Origin of the sequence: Malacoplasma muris, from assembly GCF_046774425.1 — a bacterium.
Classification (GTDB): domain Bacteria; phylum Bacillota_I; class Bacilli_A; order Mycoplasmatales; family Mycoplasmoidaceae; genus Malacoplasma; species Malacoplasma muris.
The window spans coordinates 24,383-46,489 of sequence record NZ_CP177248.1 but is presented as its reverse complement, the minus strand read 5'-3'; the positions used below and the strand labels follow the sequence as shown (position 1 = coordinate 46,489).

The 22,107-nt window shown below is 25.1% G+C and carries 22 protein-coding genes; 4 read left to right on the top strand and 18 right to left on the bottom strand.

Annotated features, from left to right (window positions below; all coding sequences use genetic code 4):
- Positions 1-154: 154 nt before the first annotated feature.
- The 8 genes from ACLFO7_RS00210 to ACLFO7_RS00175 all read right to left on the bottom strand — a co-directional run bounded on the left by ACLFO7_RS00210 (position 155) and on the right by ACLFO7_RS00175 (position 10,687).
- Positions 155-2,452, bottom strand: a complete 2,298-nt coding sequence (locus ACLFO7_RS00210; protein WP_412032338.1) for a hypothetical protein — start codon at positions 2,450-2,452, stop codon at positions 155-157.
- Positions 2,453-2,637: 185 nt separating this feature from the next.
- Entirely contained in the window at positions 2,638-4,143 is a 1,506-nt protein-coding gene (locus ACLFO7_RS00205; protein WP_412032337.1) for an MIP family Ig-specific serine endopeptidase, read from the bottom strand.
- Between the two features lie 19 nt (positions 4,144-4,162).
- Complete coding sequence (locus ACLFO7_RS00200; protein ID WP_412032336.1) at positions 4,163-4,738, bottom strand: NADPH-dependent FMN reductase; 576 nt, start codon at positions 4,736-4,738, stop codon at positions 4,163-4,165.
- Positions 4,739-4,817: 79 nt separating this feature from the next.
- The gene (locus tag ACLFO7_RS00195; protein ID WP_412032335.1) at positions 4,818-6,317 is read right to left on the bottom strand and encodes an ATP-binding cassette domain-containing protein; all 1,500 of its coding nucleotides are present in this window, start codon (positions 6,315-6,317) and stop codon (positions 4,818-4,820) included.
- Positions 6,318-6,319: 2 nt separating this feature from the next.
- A complete protein-coding gene (locus tag ACLFO7_RS00190; protein ID WP_412032334.1) occupies positions 6,320-7,354 on the bottom strand; it encodes an iron chelate uptake ABC transporter family permease subunit in 1,035 nt (344 codons plus the stop codon).
- Positions 7,354-8,373: an iron ABC transporter permease gene (locus ACLFO7_RS00185; RefSeq protein WP_412032333.1), complete on the bottom strand. Its 1,020-nt coding sequence runs from the start codon at positions 8,371-8,373 to the stop codon at positions 7,354-7,356. The genes ACLFO7_RS00190 and ACLFO7_RS00185 overlap by 1 nt, the downstream gene beginning before the upstream one ends.
- Positions 8,374-8,390: 17 nt before the next feature.
- Entirely contained in the window at positions 8,391-9,704 is a 1,314-nt protein-coding gene (locus ACLFO7_RS00180) for a hypothetical protein (RefSeq protein ID WP_412032332.1), read from the bottom strand.
- Between the two features lie 155 nt (positions 9,705-9,859).
- Positions 9,860-10,687, bottom strand: a complete 828-nt coding sequence (locus ACLFO7_RS00175; RefSeq protein WP_412032331.1) for a hypothetical protein — start codon at positions 10,685-10,687, stop codon at positions 9,860-9,862.
- Positions 10,688-10,804: 117 nt separating this feature from the next.
- Between ACLFO7_RS00175 and ACLFO7_RS00170 the strand changes: the two genes are divergently transcribed.
- Complete coding sequence (locus tag ACLFO7_RS00170; RefSeq protein ID WP_412032330.1) at positions 10,805-11,533, top strand: MPN527 family putative ECF transporter permease subunit; 729 nt, start codon at positions 10,805-10,807, stop codon at positions 11,531-11,533.
- A gap of 13 nt (positions 11,534-11,546) precedes the next feature.
- On the opposite strand, the gene ACLFO7_RS00165 is transcribed toward ACLFO7_RS00170, so the two are convergent.
- The 7 genes from ACLFO7_RS00165 to ACLFO7_RS00135 form a co-directional block, all read right to left on the bottom strand.
- Complete coding sequence (locus ACLFO7_RS00165) at positions 11,547-12,488, bottom strand: ABC transporter permease (RefSeq protein WP_412032329.1); 942 nt, start codon at positions 12,486-12,488, stop codon at positions 11,547-11,549.
- Between the two features lie 3 nt (positions 12,489-12,491).
- Positions 12,492-13,976: an ABC transporter permease gene (locus ACLFO7_RS00160; protein WP_412032328.1), complete on the bottom strand. Its 1,485-nt coding sequence runs from the start codon at positions 13,974-13,976 to the stop codon at positions 12,492-12,494.
- Complete coding sequence (locus ACLFO7_RS00155) at positions 13,969-15,957, bottom strand: ABC transporter ATP-binding protein (RefSeq protein ID WP_412032327.1); 1,989 nt, start codon at positions 15,955-15,957, stop codon at positions 13,969-13,971. Before ACLFO7_RS00155 ends, ACLFO7_RS00160 begins: the two co-directional genes overlap by 8 nt.
- Positions 15,958-16,089: 132 nt before the next feature.
- The gene (locus ACLFO7_RS00150) at positions 16,090-17,727 is read right to left on the bottom strand and encodes a BMP family lipoprotein (protein WP_412032326.1); all 1,638 of its coding nucleotides are present in this window, start codon (positions 17,725-17,727) and stop codon (positions 16,090-16,092) included.
- Positions 17,728-17,966: 239 nt separating this feature from the next.
- Positions 17,967-18,137, bottom strand: a complete 171-nt coding sequence (locus ACLFO7_RS00145; RefSeq protein ID WP_412032325.1) for a hypothetical protein — start codon at positions 18,135-18,137, stop codon at positions 17,967-17,969.
- Positions 18,115-18,288 carry a hypothetical protein gene (locus ACLFO7_RS00140; protein ID WP_412032324.1) on the bottom strand — a complete coding sequence of 58 codons (174 nt, stop codon included), beginning with the start codon at positions 18,286-18,288 and terminating at the stop codon, positions 18,115-18,117. Before ACLFO7_RS00140 ends, ACLFO7_RS00145 begins: the two co-directional genes overlap by 23 nt.
- Before the next feature lie 21 nt (positions 18,289-18,309).
- Positions 18,310-18,441 carry a hypothetical protein gene (locus ACLFO7_RS00135; protein WP_412032323.1) on the bottom strand — a complete coding sequence of 44 codons (132 nt, stop codon included), beginning with the start codon at positions 18,439-18,441 and terminating at the stop codon, positions 18,310-18,312.
- A gap of 141 nt (positions 18,442-18,582) precedes the next feature.
- Here ACLFO7_RS00135 and ACLFO7_RS00130 point away from each other — a divergent pair, with 141 nt between their 5' ends.
- Positions 18,583-18,780: a hypothetical protein gene (locus ACLFO7_RS00130; protein ID WP_412032322.1), complete on the top strand. Its 198-nt coding sequence runs from the start codon at positions 18,583-18,585 to the stop codon at positions 18,778-18,780.
- A gap of 9 nt (positions 18,781-18,789) precedes the next feature.
- Positions 18,790-19,011, top strand: a complete 222-nt coding sequence (locus ACLFO7_RS00125; protein ID WP_412032321.1) for a hypothetical protein — start codon at positions 18,790-18,792, stop codon at positions 19,009-19,011.
- On the opposite strand, the gene ACLFO7_RS00120 is transcribed toward ACLFO7_RS00125, so the two are convergent.
- On the bottom strand, positions 18,973-19,383 hold the full coding sequence (locus ACLFO7_RS00120; RefSeq protein WP_412032320.1) for a BMP family ABC transporter substrate-binding protein: 411 nt from the start codon (positions 19,381-19,383) through the stop codon (positions 18,973-18,975). The genes ACLFO7_RS00125 and ACLFO7_RS00120 overlap by 39 nt on opposite strands.
- Before the next feature lie 40 nt (positions 19,384-19,423).
- Here ACLFO7_RS00120 and ACLFO7_RS00115 point away from each other — a divergent pair, with 40 nt between their 5' ends.
- A complete protein-coding gene (locus ACLFO7_RS00115) occupies positions 19,424-19,639 on the top strand; it encodes a hypothetical protein (RefSeq protein WP_412032319.1) in 216 nt (71 codons plus the stop codon).
- Between the two features lie 47 nt (positions 19,640-19,686).
- On the opposite strand, the gene ACLFO7_RS00110 is transcribed toward ACLFO7_RS00115, so the two are convergent.
- Together ACLFO7_RS00110 and ispF are read right to left on the bottom strand one after the other, a co-directional pair.
- Entirely contained in the window at positions 19,687-21,318 is a 1,632-nt protein-coding gene (locus ACLFO7_RS00110; protein ID WP_412032318.1) for a BMP family ABC transporter substrate-binding protein, read from the bottom strand.
- 223 nt (positions 21,319-21,541) lie between these two features.
- On the bottom strand, positions 21,542-22,006 hold the full coding sequence (ispF, locus tag ACLFO7_RS00105) for a 2-C-methyl-D-erythritol 2,4-cyclodiphosphate synthase (protein WP_412032317.1): 465 nt from the start codon (positions 22,004-22,006) through the stop codon (positions 21,542-21,544).
- Positions 22,007-22,107: the final 101 nt, after the last annotated feature.

The window sequence follows — 22,107 nt, the reverse complement described above, 5'->3', positions numbered from 1 at the left end:
ATTTTTGAGCACTTTTTAAGGTTGATATTAATTAATATATTACTTATGTATAGTTACATGAAAAAATTAAAAATAACCCTTTTAAAATTAGAAATAAGATATTTTAATATTCTATGGCAATAAAAAAACAAGCAATTAATGCTTGTTTAAATTGTTATTTTCTTTTCGTACCTTGTCTTTCAATAACTGAATTTGTCATAGTTAACAATCTATCAATTGATTTTAAAATAACCATATTAGCAGCTGTTGCTACAGTATATTTTCTAAAAAGATTAGGTCTTTTCATTTTTCTAATTTGTTCTTCAACTGATGGATATAACTCATTCTTAACAATGAATTCTTTATCACTATTCAATGCTGAAGTATCAAATTCATCTTGATGTCATTGAGGCGTTTCTTCAAATAATTTATCTTGTTTTGTAGATCAAGATGGTAATTCTTTTTCAACTATTGAGTCAATATTACTATAGTCTTCAAACACAGTTTCTACTTTTTCTTCAAAAACTTCTGGTTGGATATAACTTGCTACTGTATATGATGAATAATCTAATGGTTGCACTTCATCTGTTGTATCAATAATTGGTGCATATTTATATTCATCATCAATTACAACTTCATTGTTAGTTATTTCTTCTGGTAATTCATTATCTATTGTGAAACATTCTTCATCAACTATATTATTATCTACTATAGTTTCACTATTAATATCTTCTTCTTCTTTTTTTACCAATTCATTATCTAATAACAAAAATTCTTCTTCATCATCTTCTGGGACATATTCAATAGTAATATCATCAATTCTTAATTCTGTAGAATCAAAATCACCTTTAACTGGAGATGTAACTTCAATGTCTTCGATGTTCATTAATGAATTTACTTCATCATCAACATTTATTGATGGAAAAGATGATTGAAAAGTAATAGATTGACTTTCTTCATCATTGTCGTCATTATTAAAGTTAATTAATTCCAATATATCTTCTTGATTGTTTGTTTCTTGATTATCCATATTGTTAATATCAAAAGTCTCAAAAGAAGGAACTTCAATATTAATTAGTTCTTCTTCCTTTTCTTCAATTGAAGAATCATCTTTAGAATTGTTATTATCTTTTAATTCATCTAAACTAATTTTTATTTCATCTGTATTTGACATTTTTTCTTGAACAAAATCAAAATCAAATAAATCTTTTTTATCACTATCAAAAGTATTAACTAAACTAGGAATTTCCTTATCTGAATTTAAAATAGTTTCATCAAAAATTACTTGTTTTTCTTCATTATCTTCTTGAAGTTTAGTTACATCAAAATTAACACTATCAGAATCATCAAAAATTACTTGTTCGTTTGAGTCAACTATAATATCTTTTTTATTATTTAAATTTTCTTTATATTCTTGGCTCTTTAAAATGATACCTTCCATTGAAACAAATTCATGATTTTCAACACTTGGAATTTCATCTTTTTGTTCAGAAAAATCAAAACTTTCATTTTTTAATGATGAAATGTTTTCAAAATATGATTCCTCATTAAAACCTTGTTCATTTATTTCAATATCGTATAAATTATTACATTCTTCATTATTTAATGAATCACCAACAATAACACTTGATTGCTCATTAAATGTTGGTTGATTTATTTCAATATCATAACTAGTATTTATGTTATCTAAACTAAAGTTACCATTAAAAAATTCACCATCTAATGATCCTGTATCATTTGTTTCTAATGAACTATCATCAAGAACAAAATCATTCAAATATTGATTATCAACTACAGCTGTTTCATCAAATAATTCAATGTCTAAATTATCTAACAATTGCATATTTTCTAATTTATTTAAATCTTTTTCAGAATTATTTTCTGTTTTTATTTCTTCAATAAAAACTTTTTCATTATCTGATTCTTCATTTTCTTTATTAATTTCATTTTCTTTATTAAAATCATCTAAAAAACTATTTGACATACATTCCTCTTTTTCTTGTTGACTACAACATTTTTTATTATTATTTTTACTATTTGTTTTCTTGAATTTTACACTCAATTCAATTTCATTAAACCCATCCAAATTTAAATCTGGTATTTCATTTAAATTCTTGAAATCAAAATCAAATGATTCATTTATGTCATCAGTTAAATCTTCTAAATTAATTTTATTATTATCATCAGAAAGTTCTTCAATAACTTCAAATTCATTTGTTACAAAAGTTTCATCTTTTTCATCAATAGAATTATCAATTATTTCATTATCAATTGAATTTATATCATTGTCTAATAATAAAGGTTGTAACTCAATTTCATCATTAGAAGAATCACAAGAAAAATCAATTGATTCAGTATCACATGAGTTAGATTTTCTTAATTCACAATTACATGTATGTTCTACATTGCTAAATAATTCTTTTAATTCATTATCTTTTTCTTTATTTTTTTGCTTATTGTCAAATTTTGACATATCTGATCTCCTACTTCAAAATGCAGATTACTAATACATAGACATACAGTATTGAAATATGCACAGTCTATGTATAAATTCTATCATTTCGAAAAAACAAATTCCACAACTAATAAAAAATTTTTGAATCAAAATTCAATTTTTGTGATATGGCATGTTTTTAAAGTTTGTTGTTTAAAAAGAAATTATCTATTAATTCCATTTGGATAAAGATTAGTTTTAAATTCATTATTATTCCCATATAACTGAATTAAACCATCTCTATATGATTTTTTTTGGTTTGGAAAACCACCATCAATAAGATCATATCCTTCAAGATTATATCTACCAAAGCTACCTTGATAATCAAATCCTTCAGAATATAAAGCTTGAACTAAACCCATTGAAGCTCTTTCATCACTTGCAAAGTACACCCCTAAAGCATATCCTTCTAGATCAATAAATAAAGAACCTGATGAACCAGCAGATAAATGTGAATAATCACAAGGATACATTAATCCTCATGACAAATAATACTCTTCTATGAATTCTGATTTACTTATTTCATAACTATAACCAAAATATGACAAACTAAGTGCTGCATCAAAAGCTCCTTTTTTATCATAATAAGAATTATAATAAGGACTTGTTCCTAAATTTGATCCAATTCTTTTTTGTTCTAATGGAACAGGTGCTGGTCTATTAATAGCAATTGTTGATAGATAAGGATTATTTATAACAGCTGGAAATCCAACAATAGAATAATTATCACTTTTTATATTTTCTTGTTTTACTAATAGACTTTCCTTTTTATATTTGAATTGATTGTCTGTATTATCAGCATAATTATGAGTAATAAGTCTTGCTTGCTCAACATTATCAAATGTAAATTCCATCACAGCGAAGTCAGCATACTCTTCATATTTTTGTCATCTTTCAGTTTTTGAATACATACTTGGTGATGTTTTCAAATAATCATTACCTATAAAAATAGTTTTAGCTCGGGTGTTATTATTTCCATCAATAGGATTTATCTTTGTTCTAGTATAATATTTTCCAGAACTATTTCCCATTTCTTGATCTAGTGTAAAATCATTTAAAGTAAGAAATTCAACAAATTGTGTATTATAAGTTGAATCATTTTTTTCATATCTTTCAGGTGTAATAGTATCATTAGGAACTTTTAAGTTGTCTAAAACATGAGCATTTGTTCCAAAATATCATGTTAGAGGATAAGAATTGTCATTAGTTAATTTATAGTCTAAAATTCATGCAGTCCCAGAATTAATTCCTATACTATGTAAAAAATTTACCCCTAAAGTTCTTTTAGCTTGCGATGCTTGTAAATCACTATATAAATAACCTCTAGTGAGATTAATTGCACTTTCTACTCCAGATGATGGAGGTACATTGGTTGGACCAATAGAGTAATTTATTGAATCATTAATTTTATCATATGTAGAAAATGCATATGAACCATCAGTTATGGGATTAACTTTATTTTCATATTTAATACTTCCATCTGGATTACTAGGCACATCAGGAATATTTGGATTACCAGGATTAACAGGTTTATCTTGACTAGGTCCATCAGAAATAGAACCATTTGAAAATTTATTATTAATTAAATATAAACAAATTGGTATCATTGTTACTACTGGTAAAACAAAAGCTCCAATTAAACTTAGTGTAAATATTGCTTTCTTTTTCAAATTAACTCCTATATTTCTATTAATCATATTTTACTAAATTATTAATATATGAAAGTAATGCCTTTGCTTGATTTAATAATCTATTTTTATCATCATTTGTCAAATTTAATTTATTTGTTTGAAAAGATTCTGGACTTAATGCAATTCCCACTTCATCAATATCAATAGGAATCATTTTCATTGCTGAAGAAATTTCTTTTAAATTTTTTATAGAGCCAATTGACTTCATTTTTCCAGCAGCACCACTCATGGTTATTGGTTTATTAAATGTTGTATTTGGAATGCCAAATTCATTTTGACTAATTGGCCTTGATAATCAATCTAATAAATTTTTTAAAACACCAGATACATGTCCATTGTATTCTGGAGTAAAAAATCAAATCACATCTGCCAATGCAAACTTTTCTCTAATTTCTTTAACGATTTGCGGCGTTGGAAATTCAATATCCTGATTAAAAAGTGGTAATTCTTTGTAGTCCAATATTTCAGTACTAACATATTGATTTAAAAATTCTTGTATAAAAATTGCAAGTTGTTTATTGAATGAATCTTTTCTTAAAGATCCAACTATTAATAAAATTTTTTTATTTATCATATTTGCTTCCTGAAATTATAAATCATACTTTTATACTATAACCATATTTTAAAAAAGATGAATATATAATAATTTAACATTATTTATATTCATCTTTTTCATGATAATTCTTTAATAAATCTAAATCATCAATTCAATAATCAGTAATTATTTTCTTATTTTGCGATAGTTCAACTTTAGCATCCACACCAAAAACATCTTTTATAATTTTTTTATTAATTATTTTATTTGTTGGTCCATAACTTACAATTTTGCCATGATTCATAATAGCTATTTTGTCTGAAAATTTCATACCATGATTTATATCGTGAATAACTAAAATTATTGTTTTGTTCAATTTATGATTTAAATCATGTAACAAGTGGATTATTTCTAATTGATGTTTAATATCTAGATGATTAGTAGGTTCATCCAATAAAATTGTATCTGTATCTTGTGCAAGGGCTAACGCTATAATAGCTCGTTGTTTTTGCCCTCCTGAAAGATCATCTATATATTTATCTTTTAAATCTAATAAATTAACATTTTCTAAAGCATTGTTAATTATTTTTTTATCAAGTTCATTATCAAATATACTTAATATTTTGTTGTAGGGATATCTACCCATTTTAACAAATTCTTCTACTGTCACTTCATGAGGGAAATTAGTAATTTGTGGGACAAAAGAAACATATTTTGCATATTCTTTAGATGAATAAAATAAATCATTAAAAGAATATAAAGGAATATTATTATCTAAATGAAAAAACTTTTTTCATTTTAGTAATCTTTTTAATGAACAAATAACATATGGATGATTAATAAAACAATAGTCTAAAAAATTATTTTTATCAGTCATAAAATAATTTTTATCAATATTTATTTTTTTAGATCTTAAATAATTTGATATTTTATTCACATATTTATTCTTATACACTTTATTAGAAAAAATTAATTCATTTTCTTTTGGATTAAATCTAAATGCATAGTTATTTAAAATAGTAATTTGATATTGTTCAATATTTATTTTTTTTAATTCTGTTAATTTATCAATATCTGTTTCAATAAAAGATTTTTTAAAATATACATCTTTTATTAAATTTATTCCATTAGTTCTTGCAAATTTCATTGTCTTTTCTAATATTTTATTAAAAGGTAACTTATCTTGGGAAATAATTAAATCACCAACATTAAATCCTAGTTTTTTTGCTTTTTCTCACATCTTTGCAAAATAATAAGATTGTTTAAGAAAATTATCTTCTATTTTTTGTTCTTCTTTTTCATTTATAATAGACCACTCATCAGTAACTAAAGAAATTGGGATTTTATATAATTTTGTAATTTTTTCATATAAATATTTTTTAAATGTTAAATTGATCTCTCTACCATTATAGAAAATGTTTCCTTTTTTTGGCTTCAAAATTTTAGCCATTGCTCTTAATACTGTTGATTTACCACTACCATTAGGACCAATTATAGATACAAATTCTCCTCTATAAATATCTAAAGATAAATTTTTAACTATATCATCATTTTTATTATATCTAAGAGTAATATTTTCAATTTTAAAAATAGGTTCATTTTTTATAGAATTATTCATATTTACTCCTTAAACATTAAATATAAAAAATAAGGGATACATATTACAGAAACTACATTTACTGTATCAATAGCAGGTATTTGATAATTCAGTGCACTTGGAATTATGCTTTCAAAAATTCAAAAAGTCAAAGATAAAATAACTATTGAAGAAGTAAATGAACATCAAACACCAAATTTAATATTTTTTTTGAATATTGATGTAGCAATATTCCCTGCTACCAATCCTAAAAAAACTAAATTACCACATAATGCATATGCTATACCTGTTAATCCGCCACTAATAATAAGTATTTGCATGGTAATAGAATTGCTATTAATTCCCAATTCTTTTGCAATAATATGATTTGTTGATACAATTTTAAATTTATTAGATATTAAAATAATTCATATAAGCAAAATTACTGTCATTACACCACATACCAAAAAATATGGTGATCCAGTTATTGGAGATAAATTACCATGAACAAATCTACTTATTAATTGTGATTCACCAGAAGTTAACAAACTACTAAAAGCTGTTGATAAACCTATTATAAAAAAATTAATTAGTATACCAACAATAATAAATTTTTTACTTATTTGATTTCCCTTTTTTGAACTCAAAAAGAATAATATCAAGGAAGCAAATATTGAACCAAAAATAAATACAAAAGGTAATAAAGTATTGTACAAATTTTGAGAATCTATATTTGTATTATCTAATAAAAATAGTACTAACAAAATAACAAATAATGAATTGATATTTCCTAAACCTAATACTGAAGTGTCGGCCATTCTATTTCCAGAAGAATGTTGTATTAAAAAGCTAGATACACCCAAACAAAAAGCTACTATAGGAATTTTAATTAATATATATTTATAAGATAAAAATAATAAATTGAAATTAAAACCCTTATCATCAATCATTACAATTAAAAATAATGAAAAAATAGCAATTAAAGATATAAGAATAGATCAACAGAAATTTAAAAGAAATTTTCTATTAGCTTTTAAAAAATATTTATTTTTTAAAATTAAATTATTATAACTTTTCACTATTTTTTCCCTCCTTTATTTCTCACGGCTAAGAAGATAAAAATAGGTACAAAGATAACAACTGTAAATAAAGTAATTCCTAATTGAAACATCACATCCATTAATGTGGCAAATTCTAAAATTGCTGCTGTTAAAAATCCTGATGTTAGTATAAGCCATCTATAATCTCTAGTTCTTAAAATCATTCTACAAATATGTGGAATGACAATACCAATTATCACAACAGAACCTATTAATAGAATTGATGAAACAGAAATTAATACACAAGCTATACCAACAATTCAATAAACAAATTTAATATTAATTCCTAAACTAACAGCCAGTGACAAATCTTTTTCAATTATATTTAATTTATTTTGAACTAATAATATAAGAATTACACCAATTAATATAGAAGGTGCTGCATAATAAAATCTTTCTCATGTATAGTTTGATGTAGTTCCACCAATTCACATAACTATATTTTCAGTAACAATTGGAAAAATAGTTTTAACTAATATTCCAAGACTTGTTAATAAAGCACCTAAAATTAAACCAACTAATATTGTCTTAAAATTATTTGATTGATATCCTTTTATTTTAGTTGATAAAAAATTTATCATTAATATTAAAATACAAAATAATAAACCAAATATAAATATGAAGTAAACTTGATTTAAGCCTAAAGCCTGTGCAACTATAATTCCAAATGTTGATGCTGGCAATAACCCCATAGTTGTTGGTCCAGATAAATCATTTCTAGTAACACCTTGCATTCCACATCCTGCAACTGCTAAACCAAACCCAACAATAGCAGAAGATGAAGTTCTAAGCAATGATTGATATCTTATTCAATTAGTTGGATGTGTTTCAAAAGATATGCCATTAAAGATTACGGTAAAAAAATAAAGAAAAATAAAAAGCAAGAAAAAAGTTAATAAACATAATACTTTGTATTTTGAAGTATTTGTATAATTAACAAATTTCTTTTTAAACCCTATAGTTTTACAATTATGATGCATTTCATTATTATATTTCATATTTTTTTATATAAATTTTACTTTTTATTTGGAGATTGTAATTGATCTACTTTATATTGATTTCAACTTTTATTATCAGGATAACTAAAAGTTGTAGTTGTTGCAGTATTTTTTGTTGTAGTATTATTTTCATTTTCCAAAAATAAGTTGAAGACTTTTAGCATTTCCTTTACTACATGTTTTTTACCAAGAACCCCTCATGTTGTTGGATATCAATCTTCATATTCTACAATAACAATATCTTTAACATTAGTTTTATTTTTATTTGCTTGATCTTGTGTAATAGTTGTTTCAGTAGGAGTCGTTTTTAAGTAGTCTTTTAATTGATTTAATTGGCCATTAAGTGTAATAGTGTCATTATATAATTGATCTGGAGATTTAATAAAAATTATTTTATCAAATTTACTACCAAAAGCATTTTTTAATGTTCCAGCATCTTTGGCTTTTATTGCTGCTAAAGATCCTCCATTATCAGCAAATTTAATTGCATCAGTTTCACTAATTGTATTAGGTTTTGGGAATTTAGCACCCATACCAATGTCAGATGTTTCTGGTCCATACATTTCAGGATAAATAAACGGATCTTGAATGGCTGTTATAGATTCTACAGGTGTTATAGAACCACTTCCCCCCTGACCTGCAAAAATTCCAATATATTTATCCTTTAATGTTGAAGCTTGAAATTGTGCTCTTAAATCCTTCATTACTTCTTTATCAGCATTGATTATATTATTTGCTCTTTCTTCATATGAGTTAAATGCTGACTGTTGACCCTCAATAATATTTGTATTTGGTAAAAATCTTTTATCTAAATCTTTTGCCAACATAGTAAAAGCATTTCTATAACTAAATAACCCTTCTTTATAGTCATATCACTCAAATGTACCAGCAGGAGCAGTTTCAGAATATTTAGCAGCAGCTGAATCAGCCATTGATGTGTAAGCAATAAAGTTTATAAATCCTGTTTTTTTGTATGTTGGTTCATTAGTTCTGTCTCACTCATTTGTAACTAATGTGTCAATTTCCATTGATGCAAGTGCTTTTAAATTTGGTTCACTAGTACTACTTGTAAAAGTACCAAATTTAGTTTTACTTTCATCAACATAGCTATTCATATATGGTCAATAATTTAACTTTAGTGTAGAATTTGCTATTGTTTGCCCATATGGAGTTATTCCTAAAGCAGTTAACATGTCATATGCATTGTAGAATGTAGAAATAATATGATTTGTATTTCATGATGTGCTACAACTTGTTAATGCTACTGCAGGCATTGCGATAGCAGATGCTGCTATTGTTATTTTCATTATAATATTTTTAACTTTTCTCATTTTCAATCCTTAAAAAAATATAATTGTTATTTATAAATATTATAAATAACAACAGTAAATATATTATACATATTATTTATAAATATTATAAATAACATTTAATTTTTACAAATAATAAAAACAACCTCTTACATTTAATGTAATGGTTGTCTTTATTAATTTGAAAGTAATTTACTTTTTTCTTTATAAAAGTTTTTCTCAGAAATTTCATTATTTTCTAATTGATCAACTAAGGCAATCAATTTATTTCATTTTCCATTAGAAATTTTCTTTTTACCTTCCTTTTTTTCTTTAGAATAATTTGTTCCCTTTAGACTTAAATACTTTTCTCTATTAAATGATTTTGTAAAATTTTCCTTTTTATTAGATGTTTTAGATTTATCACTTAAATCAATAGCATCATTATCATTTTTTTTATCTTTATCTTCTTTAGAAGATAAATCTTTTTTATTTTTCTTTTTAGATTTATTTTTAGGAAAATCATCATACACTAATTCATTGTCTTGAATAAAATCATAATTTTCTTCTGAAACATTATAATTTAAATCATTAATCACTTCTTGATTTTCATATTGCTCTATTTCTATTTGCTCTTCTTCTTCAAGTTCACTTACTAAGGTTGTTAATTTTTCATTTCTTTCTTTATATAAAAGATGAGAAACTCTAAAAACAATAACAAGAGAAAATAATGGCACAAATGAAAAAATGGACATTCAAATAAAAAAGTGCGCCTCAGCTGGATCATCTATTCTACAGGTTTGTATTATTAATGATAATCATGATATGACAATAATTACAGCAAATATTATTGATAATGCAATTCAAGCATTTTTTGCTGAATTATAACTATCTATTGTAAAATCTTTTGGCACTTTAGTTGCAATATACTCTACTAAAGCTTTTAGACCAAAAAAAGTGGCTATCAATAATATTGATGCTACAAAAATACTTATTGAAAATATTTTTATTTTTTTTAAATCCACAAAAATGCCTTTCTTAACATGAAAATTATTTTACTAAAATAATTTTCATTATCATAAATAAAATAATTATAAATGTAACAAGAATATTATACAATATTAAAATGCAAAAGGATTTATATGGAAAAAAATAGTTTTAATACATCTAATTCAAATATTACCCAAAATAAAATATCTGAAAAAACAAAACAAATTAGAGCAATGGCAATAACAAGTTGTTTTTTAGCAATATCAATACTTGTGTCATTTGCAACTAATTACATTAAAATAACTTTTTTAGGAGATTTTTTAACACTAGATTTATCATTAGTTTTTATTGTTCCAATAATTTTTATATGTAATATATTTTGAGCTCTATTTGCAGGTATTGTTTGTGGACTTGCAGCATTTATTTGGATGGGCACTGGTCTTTGGGTCGGTCCAATATTTATTATAGTAATTAATGTGATAATAATACTATTAGTATATTTATGATATTTTATAATATTTAAAAAAATTAAAAAAACATCTATTAAACTATCATTAACATTACTGATAACTTTAATATTGTTAATGTTTCTAGGTTCATTACTTAATGGTTTAATATTTACTCCATTATATTGATGAATTTATAATGTTATACCAATTCCATCTTTTATTGAAGCTGAAAAGTGATATCAAAGTCAAGGACCAAATCCTTATTTGATATACATAAATACATATTGAAATGGAATATTTGGTTTGTATAGTGCATTTAATTTATTAAAATTTGGGGTTATATTTATTATTATTTATGGACCACTTTTGTTAATAATAAACAATAATATCGCTGATAGATATTTTTATAGAACAAATAAAAAAAACCCTTAATGGGTTTTTTATTTTATCTTCTCGATTTATCAAAATGTTGACCAGCAAATTTTGGTCCTTGCATTCTTTTAGAGAAGAGAATTAAGAATCCTATTGTTACAATATATGGAATCATTTTTAATATATTTGGACTTATATTATTTGGATTTGGTTGACTTCCATAAGTGTATAATGCTGAGAAGCCAATAGATACAATTAATATTAAAGGTAATTTTCATGATCCTGTAATCATAATAGCAAGAGTCATAAATCCTAATCCATCAACTTCACCATAAAATGGTTTATTAAATGAACTATACATAAATATAGCACCAGCCATACCAGCTAAGATAGATGAAATAATCATTCCAATTCATTGATATCTTGAAACTTTTATACCTTGCGAATCTGCAGCATTTGGATTTTCACCAATTGATTTATATCTAAGACCAAATTTAGTAAATTTAAAAATTATCATAAATATAACAATTATAAGTACTACAAATAAACCTAAGAATAATATTGATCCTTTTAGAGCACCTGCTGTTGATGATAAATCTCAAATGTGTTGGAATGGATTTGATAAATTTGTTGCACCACCTAATAATTGCTCACCTAATTTATTAGTTAAAGATAAACCAATACCAGCACCTAATAAATTAATTGATGTACCTGCAATAACATGATCAGTTTTTAAATAAATTGTTGAAAAACCAAAGAATAAACCCATTATGACTGTTGAAAAACCAGCAAGTAATATAGCAACTATAAAATAACTATCTCCTAAATTCCCATTAGCTGAACTGTTCACAGAAGAGCCATTAAACAATGCACCAAAGACACAATACATCATTGCTCCAAAAATCATCATTCCATTAATACCAATATTTACAATCCCAACACGCTCTGAAAAATAACCACTAGCTGCACCTAACATAAATACACAGAAAAAAATAAATAGTGAATTAGCATCCATAAATTATTTACCTCCTTCATTTGTTATTATGTTTGTGTTAAATGATTTTTTTGATTCAGAAAAGTTATTTTTTAATTTTTTAATATTATCAAAATATTCTTCATTAATAGATAATATGTCTAATAAGTTATTGTTTAATTTACTTTTAAAATTTAAATTTTGATTTTCTTGCTTTTTAACAAATATATTAATGTTTCTTGATGCTATCTCTTTTCTTACACCATTAACATAATTATTCTTATCATCACTATACTGATTGACATAATAAGATGATTTACATTTTTCTTTTTTAATCAAAAGTTTCTTTATAAAATTAATAGGCTGTATTCTATAAATTATTACAAAAATTGCAACAGCATACATTGATAAAGATAATGTCAAACTACTTATACCAGTTGCTAAACTTTCTAATGTGACTTGTGGTAAGGAAAATAAAAATGAAATTGGAATAACAAGAATAGGATGAGAAAATGCTACAAGAGATATAGCAATTCCATTAAATCCTTCAACAGGTACCATACTAGATGAACCAACTGATGAACTTGGAATATTCAATTGATCTTTTGATGCAAAAACTACTACTGCTAAAACTCCAGAAATTGCTCCAGAAATAACAAATGCAGATAATTGCAATGATTTTGTATAATATCCTGAATAAACTCCTGCACTTTGCGATTTTCCAATAGATGATATTTTTTTACCATATGTTGTAAATCTAAATACTACATAAATTATTACTGCTAAAACAACTAGTAATATAATTGCACCAACCATACCATTTCCCATTGGGTCATGTAAACTTAAATTTGAGTGTATTTCAAGAGAATTACCAATATTACCACCAGCAAGAGACCCAGCTCCTGCTCCTATCGAACCTTTAGTAATTAAAAATTTTGCTAAATAGAACACTATTCAATTTATCATGATTGCACTAACTACTTCATTTATCCTAAAAAAGTTTTTTAATATACCAGTAACTAAAGCAACTAATGCACCAGAAGCCATTGCAACTATTAATGACAAAATCACACCAGTGTTTCCAGCATCAGCTGATAGTATTGGAGAATTTGATTCAGTTAATGTTTTTGATAATCCAACAACAGCTAATCCACCTGCTAACATTTGACCACTTATTCCAATATTAAAGAGCCCAGATTTATGAGCAAACAAGAAGGATAATCCTGCAATTCCTAAAATGCTTGCATCAATCACTCAAGTATTTGTGGATGTTGATATATTTGAAAACATTTGACTAAGATATGAATCGATACCTACTCCACTACTAAGTGACATTATCAAAAAAGAAAGAAAAAAAGCAATTAATATAAAAATAACAATAAATATTGTATTTTTAGTTGATCTACGAACATTTTTGCTATAGAAAACTTGTTGACTTTTTATTTGAATAGTTTGTGAAAATAATTTAGTAAAATCAGAGAAAGAAAATTTCTTATTTACATTAACTGTGTTTTGTTCTAAATTAGACATTATCCACTCCTTTTTTTATTTCTTCTGATTTTGCTATACTATCTGAAACCATACATTCAGCTATTTTTTCTCTAGTCATTTCCTTTTTACTTCCCATACCAGAAATTTTATTTTTATTAAAAACTGCTATTGTATCAGCTAAAGATAAAATTTCATCTAACTCATATGATATTAATAAAATTGCTTTGCCTTCTTCTTTAGATTTAAGAATTCTAGAATGTATATATTCGATTGCTCCCAAATCTAATCCTCTTGTTGGTTGAGTAAAAATTATGAAATCAGTGTTTTTATTCATTTCTCTACCAACAATTAATTTCTGTTGATTACCACCAGATAATCCTCTTGCATGATCTTGTAAAGAAGCAACACCTCTAACATCAAAGTCATTAATAACTTTTAATGCATTATGATTTATAGATCCAAAATCCATAAAACCAACTTTATTGTAACTTCATTTATACATTTGATTTGAAACAGTATTAAATGCTATACTTTCATCTAAAAATAAACCATGTTTGTGTCTATCCTCTGGTATAAATGACAAACCTCATTTATACTTCTTTAAAATTGGTTTATAACTTACATCAATGTAATCATCTATCAACAAATGATCATTATTAGTAAACTTTAACATTCAACTAACAAAAGAGTTTGTTCTTATTTCATAAAGTTTTTTATCCAATTTTTCATTCTTATTTTTGTATTTATTTTCCTTAACAGGTCTTTTAATAAATACTGTTCCATATGGTGCTTTTTTCAATCCAGATATATATTCTACAAACTGAGATTGACCATTACCTTCAACACCAGCTATTGCAAATATTTCTCCAGCTCTAATTTCTAATGAAATATTTTCATTTTCAAAATCTAATTTATCTTGTTTTCCATATTTATAGTTTAGTACTGGCTCTTCTTTTAAAATATTAGTTTTATATAAAAGTGTCTCTCATCAAAATTTTGGCAAACAAACAAAATTATTTATAAAAAACTTTCTAATTTCAAATGTAACAGAAGATCAATGCAATTTAGTTAATAACCATTGGGTTGTTTTATGTATACCAACTCTTGCATTAGGGTTTTTTAACAATGCTAATGGAAGATTATTCACTTTAACAATCACATCTCCAAATTTTGTAGAACCAGTATTATGAATTTCTTTTAACGTTCTACCAACCATTGCTTCAGCTAATTGTTTAACTGTTGATTTTTTAACATTATAATGACCAACTACTTTACCATGTCTAATAACTGTTGCATTATCTGCTACTTCTTTTATTTCATTAAGTTTATGTGAAATGATAATTATTGTCTTCCCCATAGACTTAAAATCAAGAATCATTTGTAAAAATGATTTAATTTCAATATCTGATAAAACTGCTGTTGGTTCATCAAAAATTAATATATCTGCATCTATAAATAACAATTTTAATATTTCAACTTTTTGTTGTTGCCCAACACTTAGTGCACTTATTTTGTCATTAAGCCTAATATTGAAATTATATTTAGCAATTAATTCTTTAAGTTTTTTTCTAGCTTGAAAATAATTTATAAAACCAAATTTAGATGGTTCAACACCAAGAATGATATTATCAATAACATTGTAATTTTCAACTAATTTGAAATGTTGATGAACCATTCCAATTTTGTGCCTTCTAGCATCTGCTGCTGATTTAAATTTAACTTTCTCTCCATTAATAAAAATTTCACCAGAATCCTGCTCATATAAACCAAAAATAATTGATGTTAATGTTGACTTACCAGCACCATTTTCACCTATTAATGCATGAACATCATTTCTTTTTATTTCAAAACTAATATCAGTATTAGCTTTTACTGCACCATTTAAGAATGTTTTAGTAATATGAGAAAGCTTAATTGCTATATCAGAATTAACATTCATTTCTGTTACCAAGTCATGATCTTTATGTTTCTCATTATCTTGCTTTTTATTTTCTTCAAAAGAAGGTAGTTTTTTTGGCATAAACCCTCACAACTCATATATAAAAAAGTATAAAGTAAATTATTGTTATTTTTTAAAATTTTTTATTTTTTGACAAAATATTAAAAAATAAGAATCTATCAATGATAAATTCTTATTTAAATATATTAACAATTAAATTGTGTATTTTTTTGGTTCAGTAGATTCAGGTTTTTGTTTTAATTCACCTTTTTTAAGCGATCAAATAGAACCATTCAATGATGTAGAACCTTCTTTTTTATTTGGAGTAGCAGGAGGATTATTATTTGGTAATGCACTAACTACTCTATTTGTATTATCAATAAATTGTGGTGCCTGCACTGCTTTACTATCATCTAATGTATTTATATCTGTTAAATTAGATAAATTATGATTATATAATAAACCGCTAGATTCTAATTTTTTATATGCTTCATCTTTATATAATTCTTCCAAATTAAGATTGCCATCAGCACCAAATCATGTTGAATTAAATGATTTAACTCATTCTAAACCAGCTTCTGATACACCTACAGTTCCATTAGATAATGTACCTATATTATTATATCCAAACCCTTGAACTGGAGCTTTGTCTGTTTCCACATTTGTTGAGTCATTAGATGCTGGATTAGTTGTATTATTGTAATTTTGATTGTTTGGATCTGCCTCATTAAATATTGCAACTAATGTTTTATAAACTGCTTCATCTAATTTTTTAACTGCTGAAAATTGCATTACTTGTGGATTGTCAATATTTTTACCATCAAAATTTTTTAATGCTTTTCCTCCTAATTGTCCAATTAAAGGTTTATTTAATTCTGTAATTTTTTCTTGTTCTGAGTCAACACCAATAACAATTACAGGTCTTTTACCTGAAGTAACAACACCAATTGCATCAGATGTTTGTGGTCCAGCAATTGGAATAATTGCATCAACTTTACCATCATTTATAAGTTTTTGAGATATTTGTACTCCTTGTCCAGGGCCAAAATTTCCCACTGCATAATTTCCTATAATATTCCCCAAACCAACTCATTCAACTTCTTTCTTTGTTGTTGCAGCACTATTTTTAGAAGTAGTTTTATTAATGCTAAGATTATAAGAAATTATTCCATGCTGAAATCCAGCTAAAAAATCTGTTGTTGATGGAAATGCTTGTCCTACAAATCCACCAACTTTTAATTTTCCATCATCTCCTTGTCCTGTTGTAAAAACATCAGCATTAGTATTTAAAAATTCAGCTGTTGCAATGCCGGCTAAAAATCCTGATTGCTCAGCCCTAAATGTGAATGATGCTACATTTGTAAAATCACCTTTTGTTGCATCTACATTAGAATCTAATAAAATAAATCCTTTGTCTTTCATTTGGCTAGCAACTTTTTCTACAGCTTCTTTATGGTTAAATCCTGGTGCAATAATTAAATTTGCCCCACCATTAAATATCTGTCTAAAAGTATTTTCTCTAGTTCCGCCAGGTCTTCTTCAATAGCCTTTAGCTAAATCTAAATCTTTACTATTAGAATTAATATCTGGCATATCCAAAGTTTCTTTTGTATAATGATCTGGAATACCATATTGATTTGTTACACTACTTTCAATCATAAAGTTTCTTCAACCATTATATGTTGTCTCACTAAAAGATTTGTCTTTTAATGTTGATGTGTCATCTGAAACAACTAGTTCAGCAAATGTTTTACTAGAAATAGTAGTTCCACAACTTGTTAATGCAATTGAAGGAATTGCAACAGCAATTGCTCCTAATCCAAATTTTCATAAATGTTTTTTAATTTTCATATTTATTCATTCTTCCTACAAATATTTGAAAACCACTAAAATAATGACTTTCAATTTTATTTTAACTACAAAAAAATAAATAAATTCAAAAATATAAAAAATTTTTTATAAAACAAAAAAATGATAATAATCATTATCAAAACAAAAGAATATTTAGCAATAATGCCAAATATAGTTATAATAATTAAACTATAAAAATTGTACTTTTCACTATCATTTTTTAAAAAAACAAATCTAATTTAATAAACTGAGTATTTTTTTGGTTCTAATGAATAGCAATTTTGAGATTTTAATTTTCCTTTTTGAAGAGATCAAATTGAACCACTTAAAGAAATTGATTTTTCTTTTTTATTTAAACTTGGTTTTGGACTCTTATCTAACAATTGACTAACTAACCCTATTATCGTCATAAGGAAATACCTTTGATGAAACATAATTCTTATTATCTAATTCTGATATATTTTTTATAATAGAAATATCATCTAAATACATTAATCCCTTATTCTCTAATAAATTAGAGACAAAATTATCATATGTTCCGCCATCTGGATTAAATAACAAAATATCAATAGAACTTGTAACTTAATTTTCATTAAATAATTTAATTCATTCTAGTACTGCTTTTGATACACCAATTGTTTCATTTGCTAATGTTTCAAAATTATTATATCCAAATCCATGCACTGAAATATTATTATTGTTCTCCTCTAACACATTATTTGGATTATTCTCATTGAATATAGAAACTAATACTCTATATACTGCTTCATCTAATTTTTTAATTGCTGAAAATTGTAATATATTGGAATTTCCTAAAGGTTCACCATTAACATTTTTTAATACTTTATCCCCTAAGTGCTTTTTTGTAGTTGATTTTGTACATCATCATTTGTTTCTTGCTCTGATTCAACACCAATAACAATTGCTGGCTTATTATTTTCTAAAATAATTGAAATAACATCTCTAGTTTGTGGTCCAGCAATTGGAATAATTGCATCAACTTCCTCTTTAATTAATAATTCTAAAGCAATTTGCGCCCTTCTCCTGCACTAAAACTGTTAGATGAATAAACTTGAAATATCATTACCTAAATTTGCCCACTTTATAGACATTTTTTGTTTTGGATTTTCATTATTAATTTTTATATTATATACAATAATTCCAGATTGGAAACCAGCTAAAAAGTCTGTAGTTGTAGGAATTGCTTGTCCTACAAAACCACCAACTTTTAATTCATTATCTCCTTTATCTTATATTGGCAAAAATTTCTTTATTCATATTTAAAAATTCAGCTGTTGCAATACCAGTTAAAAACCCTGATTGCTCAGCCCTAAATGTAAATGATGCTACATTTATAAAATCACCCTTTGTTGCATCGACATCAGAATCCAACAAAATAAACCCTTTATCTTTCATTTGACTGGCAACTTTTTCTACAGCATCTTTATGATTAAATCCTGGTGCAATAATCAAATTTACTCCACCATTAAATATTTGTCTAAAAGTATTTTCTCTATTATAATTGACTGGTCTTGTTCAATAACCTTTTCCTAACTCTAAATCTCTATTATTAGAATTAATATCTGGCATATCAAAAGTCTCTTTATTATATTCATTTGTATTAGAAAATTTATTTGTTACTTTAGATGAAGTCACAAATTGATATCATCCATTATATGTTGTTTGACTAAAAGATTTGTCTTTTAATGTAGCAGTGTCATCTTATACAACTAATTCTGCAAAACTTTTAGTTGGACTACCATCATTACTACAACTTGTAATTAATAATAATGATATTGGTGCTATAGCTACTAACAAGCTTGTTCTTAATAATTTCTTTATTTTTTTCACTAATTTTTCTTCTTTTATTTCAAACATTAATAAAAAGTTAAAAATGTTTTTAGGATTATAACAAAAAATATAAAATTTATACTTATATAAATTTTATATTTTTGAAAATTAGATACTATATTTTTTTAGTTCTTGTAGTTCTGTATTACTATTTTTTACTTTACCTTTTTCCAAAGATCATATAGAACCATTTAAAGATTGAGAATCAGTATTTTTATTTAGTGTTGCAGGAGGGTTATTGTTTTTTAATTCACTAACTACTCTATTTGTACTATCAATAAGACCAATTGCATTTACTGCTTTATTATCTATTAGTTCATTTATATTAGTTAATTTATATAAATTATCATTATATAACAAGCCACTAGTTTCTAATTTTACATATGCTTCATTTTTATATAACTCACTCAGATTAAGACTATTATCCTGATTAACCCAACTTTGATTGAATAGCTTAATTCATTCTAAACCTGCTTTTGATATACCAACAGTACCATTAGATAAAGTGCCTATGTTGTTATATCCAAAACCTTGAATTGGATTTTTATCATTTCCAGAATCATTAGAAAAAAGATTAACTGTGTTTTTATAATTTGCATTATTTGGATCTTTTTCATTAAATATTGCAATTAGTGTTTTATATACTGCTTCATCTAATTTTTTAATTGCTGAAAACTGTATTATATTTTTGTTTCCTAATGGATTACCATTAGAATCTTTTAATGTCATATTATTTAACTGTTTATCAGTTAATTCTTTTTGTAACTGAGAGTTATTTTCTTGTTCAGAATCTACTCCAATAACAATTGCAGGTCTATTTAAATGTCCAGTAATTACAGAAATTGCATCATATGTTTGTGGTCCAGCAATTGGAATAATTGCATCTACTTTTTCTGTAATTAATAGTTGTTTTGACTTAATATCACCTTGACCTGTACCAAAACTTCCTGATGAATAATCTGAAATATTAGGTCCTAAACTCACTCATTCAACTTTTTCCTTTTTGTTTGTAGTATTTTTACTGTTTTCTACACTAAGATTATATGCAATTATCCCTGATTGAAATCCAACTAAAAAATCAACTGTTGATGGAAAAGCTAGTCCTACAAATCCACCAACTTTTAATTTCCCATCATCATCTTGTCCTGTTTTAAAAATTTCTTTGTTAGCATTTAGAAATTCTGCTGTTGCAATTCCAGCTAAAAAGCCTGATTGTTCAGCTCTAAATGTAAAAGAAGCAACATTTGTAAAATTACCTTTTTTTGTATCTACATTACTATCTAGCAAAATAAATCCCTTATCTTTGTTTTGATTTGCGACTATTTCTACTGATTCTTTTTGATTAAAACCAGGTGCAATAATTAAATTAGCACCACCATTAAATATCTGTCTATAAGTATTTTCTCTAGAACCACCAGGTCTTCTTCAATAGCCTTTAGCTAAATCTAAATCTTTACTATTAGAATTAATATCTGGCATATTAAATACTTCTTTAGTATATTTATTAGGATTAGCTCCTTCATTATTAACTTCACTTGAAACCATAAAACGTTGTCAACCAGAATATGTATTTTCATTAAAAGCTTTATCTTTTAAAACTGATGTATCATCAGAAACAACAAGTTCTGCAAAACTTTTAGTTGTACTTGTTGATGATCCACAACTTGTTAATGCAATGGCTGGTGTTATTACCATAAAAGAACCAATAATAGTCTTTCACAAATATCGCTTTGCTTTCATATATTTATATAATTAAAATCCTTTCAATTTATTTTATGAAATCCATAAAGAATGGTTTTCAAGTTTCAATTTTAACAACAAAAAAATAAAATTAAAGTAAAAAATATAAATTTTATTAAAATTTATTTCTAAATAAATAAAAGGAAACTATAGCAAAAATATACTTAACAAAAGTTAAATATTAATACTACCATTAAACCACAAAAAAACAATTATGTTAATATTAATATTTTTTTAATAATATAGATGAATTACATTGGATAAATAATTTATTCTCTTCTCATCTAGTTGCTTTAAAAGAAACATGACTACAATTTAAAAGATCTTTCAATTTATTCACAATAGCTTCTTTATGATCTGCAAAAATAATATGTTCTGAAATTACTGTTATATCTATATTAGAAATTTTATATTTATTGTTATGCATTAAAGACAAACATTTTTTTAAAATGATTTTAGAATTAATTCCTTTATTTTTAGCATCAGTATCTTTGAAATAATTTCCAATATCTCCAAGTGCTAATGCTCCAAGAATTGCATCACTTATAGAATGTAATATAATATCGCCATCAGAGTGCGCAATTACCTTGTAGTCTAAATTAAATTCAACACCACCTAATTTTTGAATAGTTTTATCGCTTTGTTTTTCAATCCTATGAATATCTATACCATTGCCAATTAAATACATAAAAAATCCTTTTTACAATATATTACTATACTTATAAATAACTAAGTAACATAATAATTTTAAATATTTATTAAATAAAAAAATCCATAATTAATTTATGG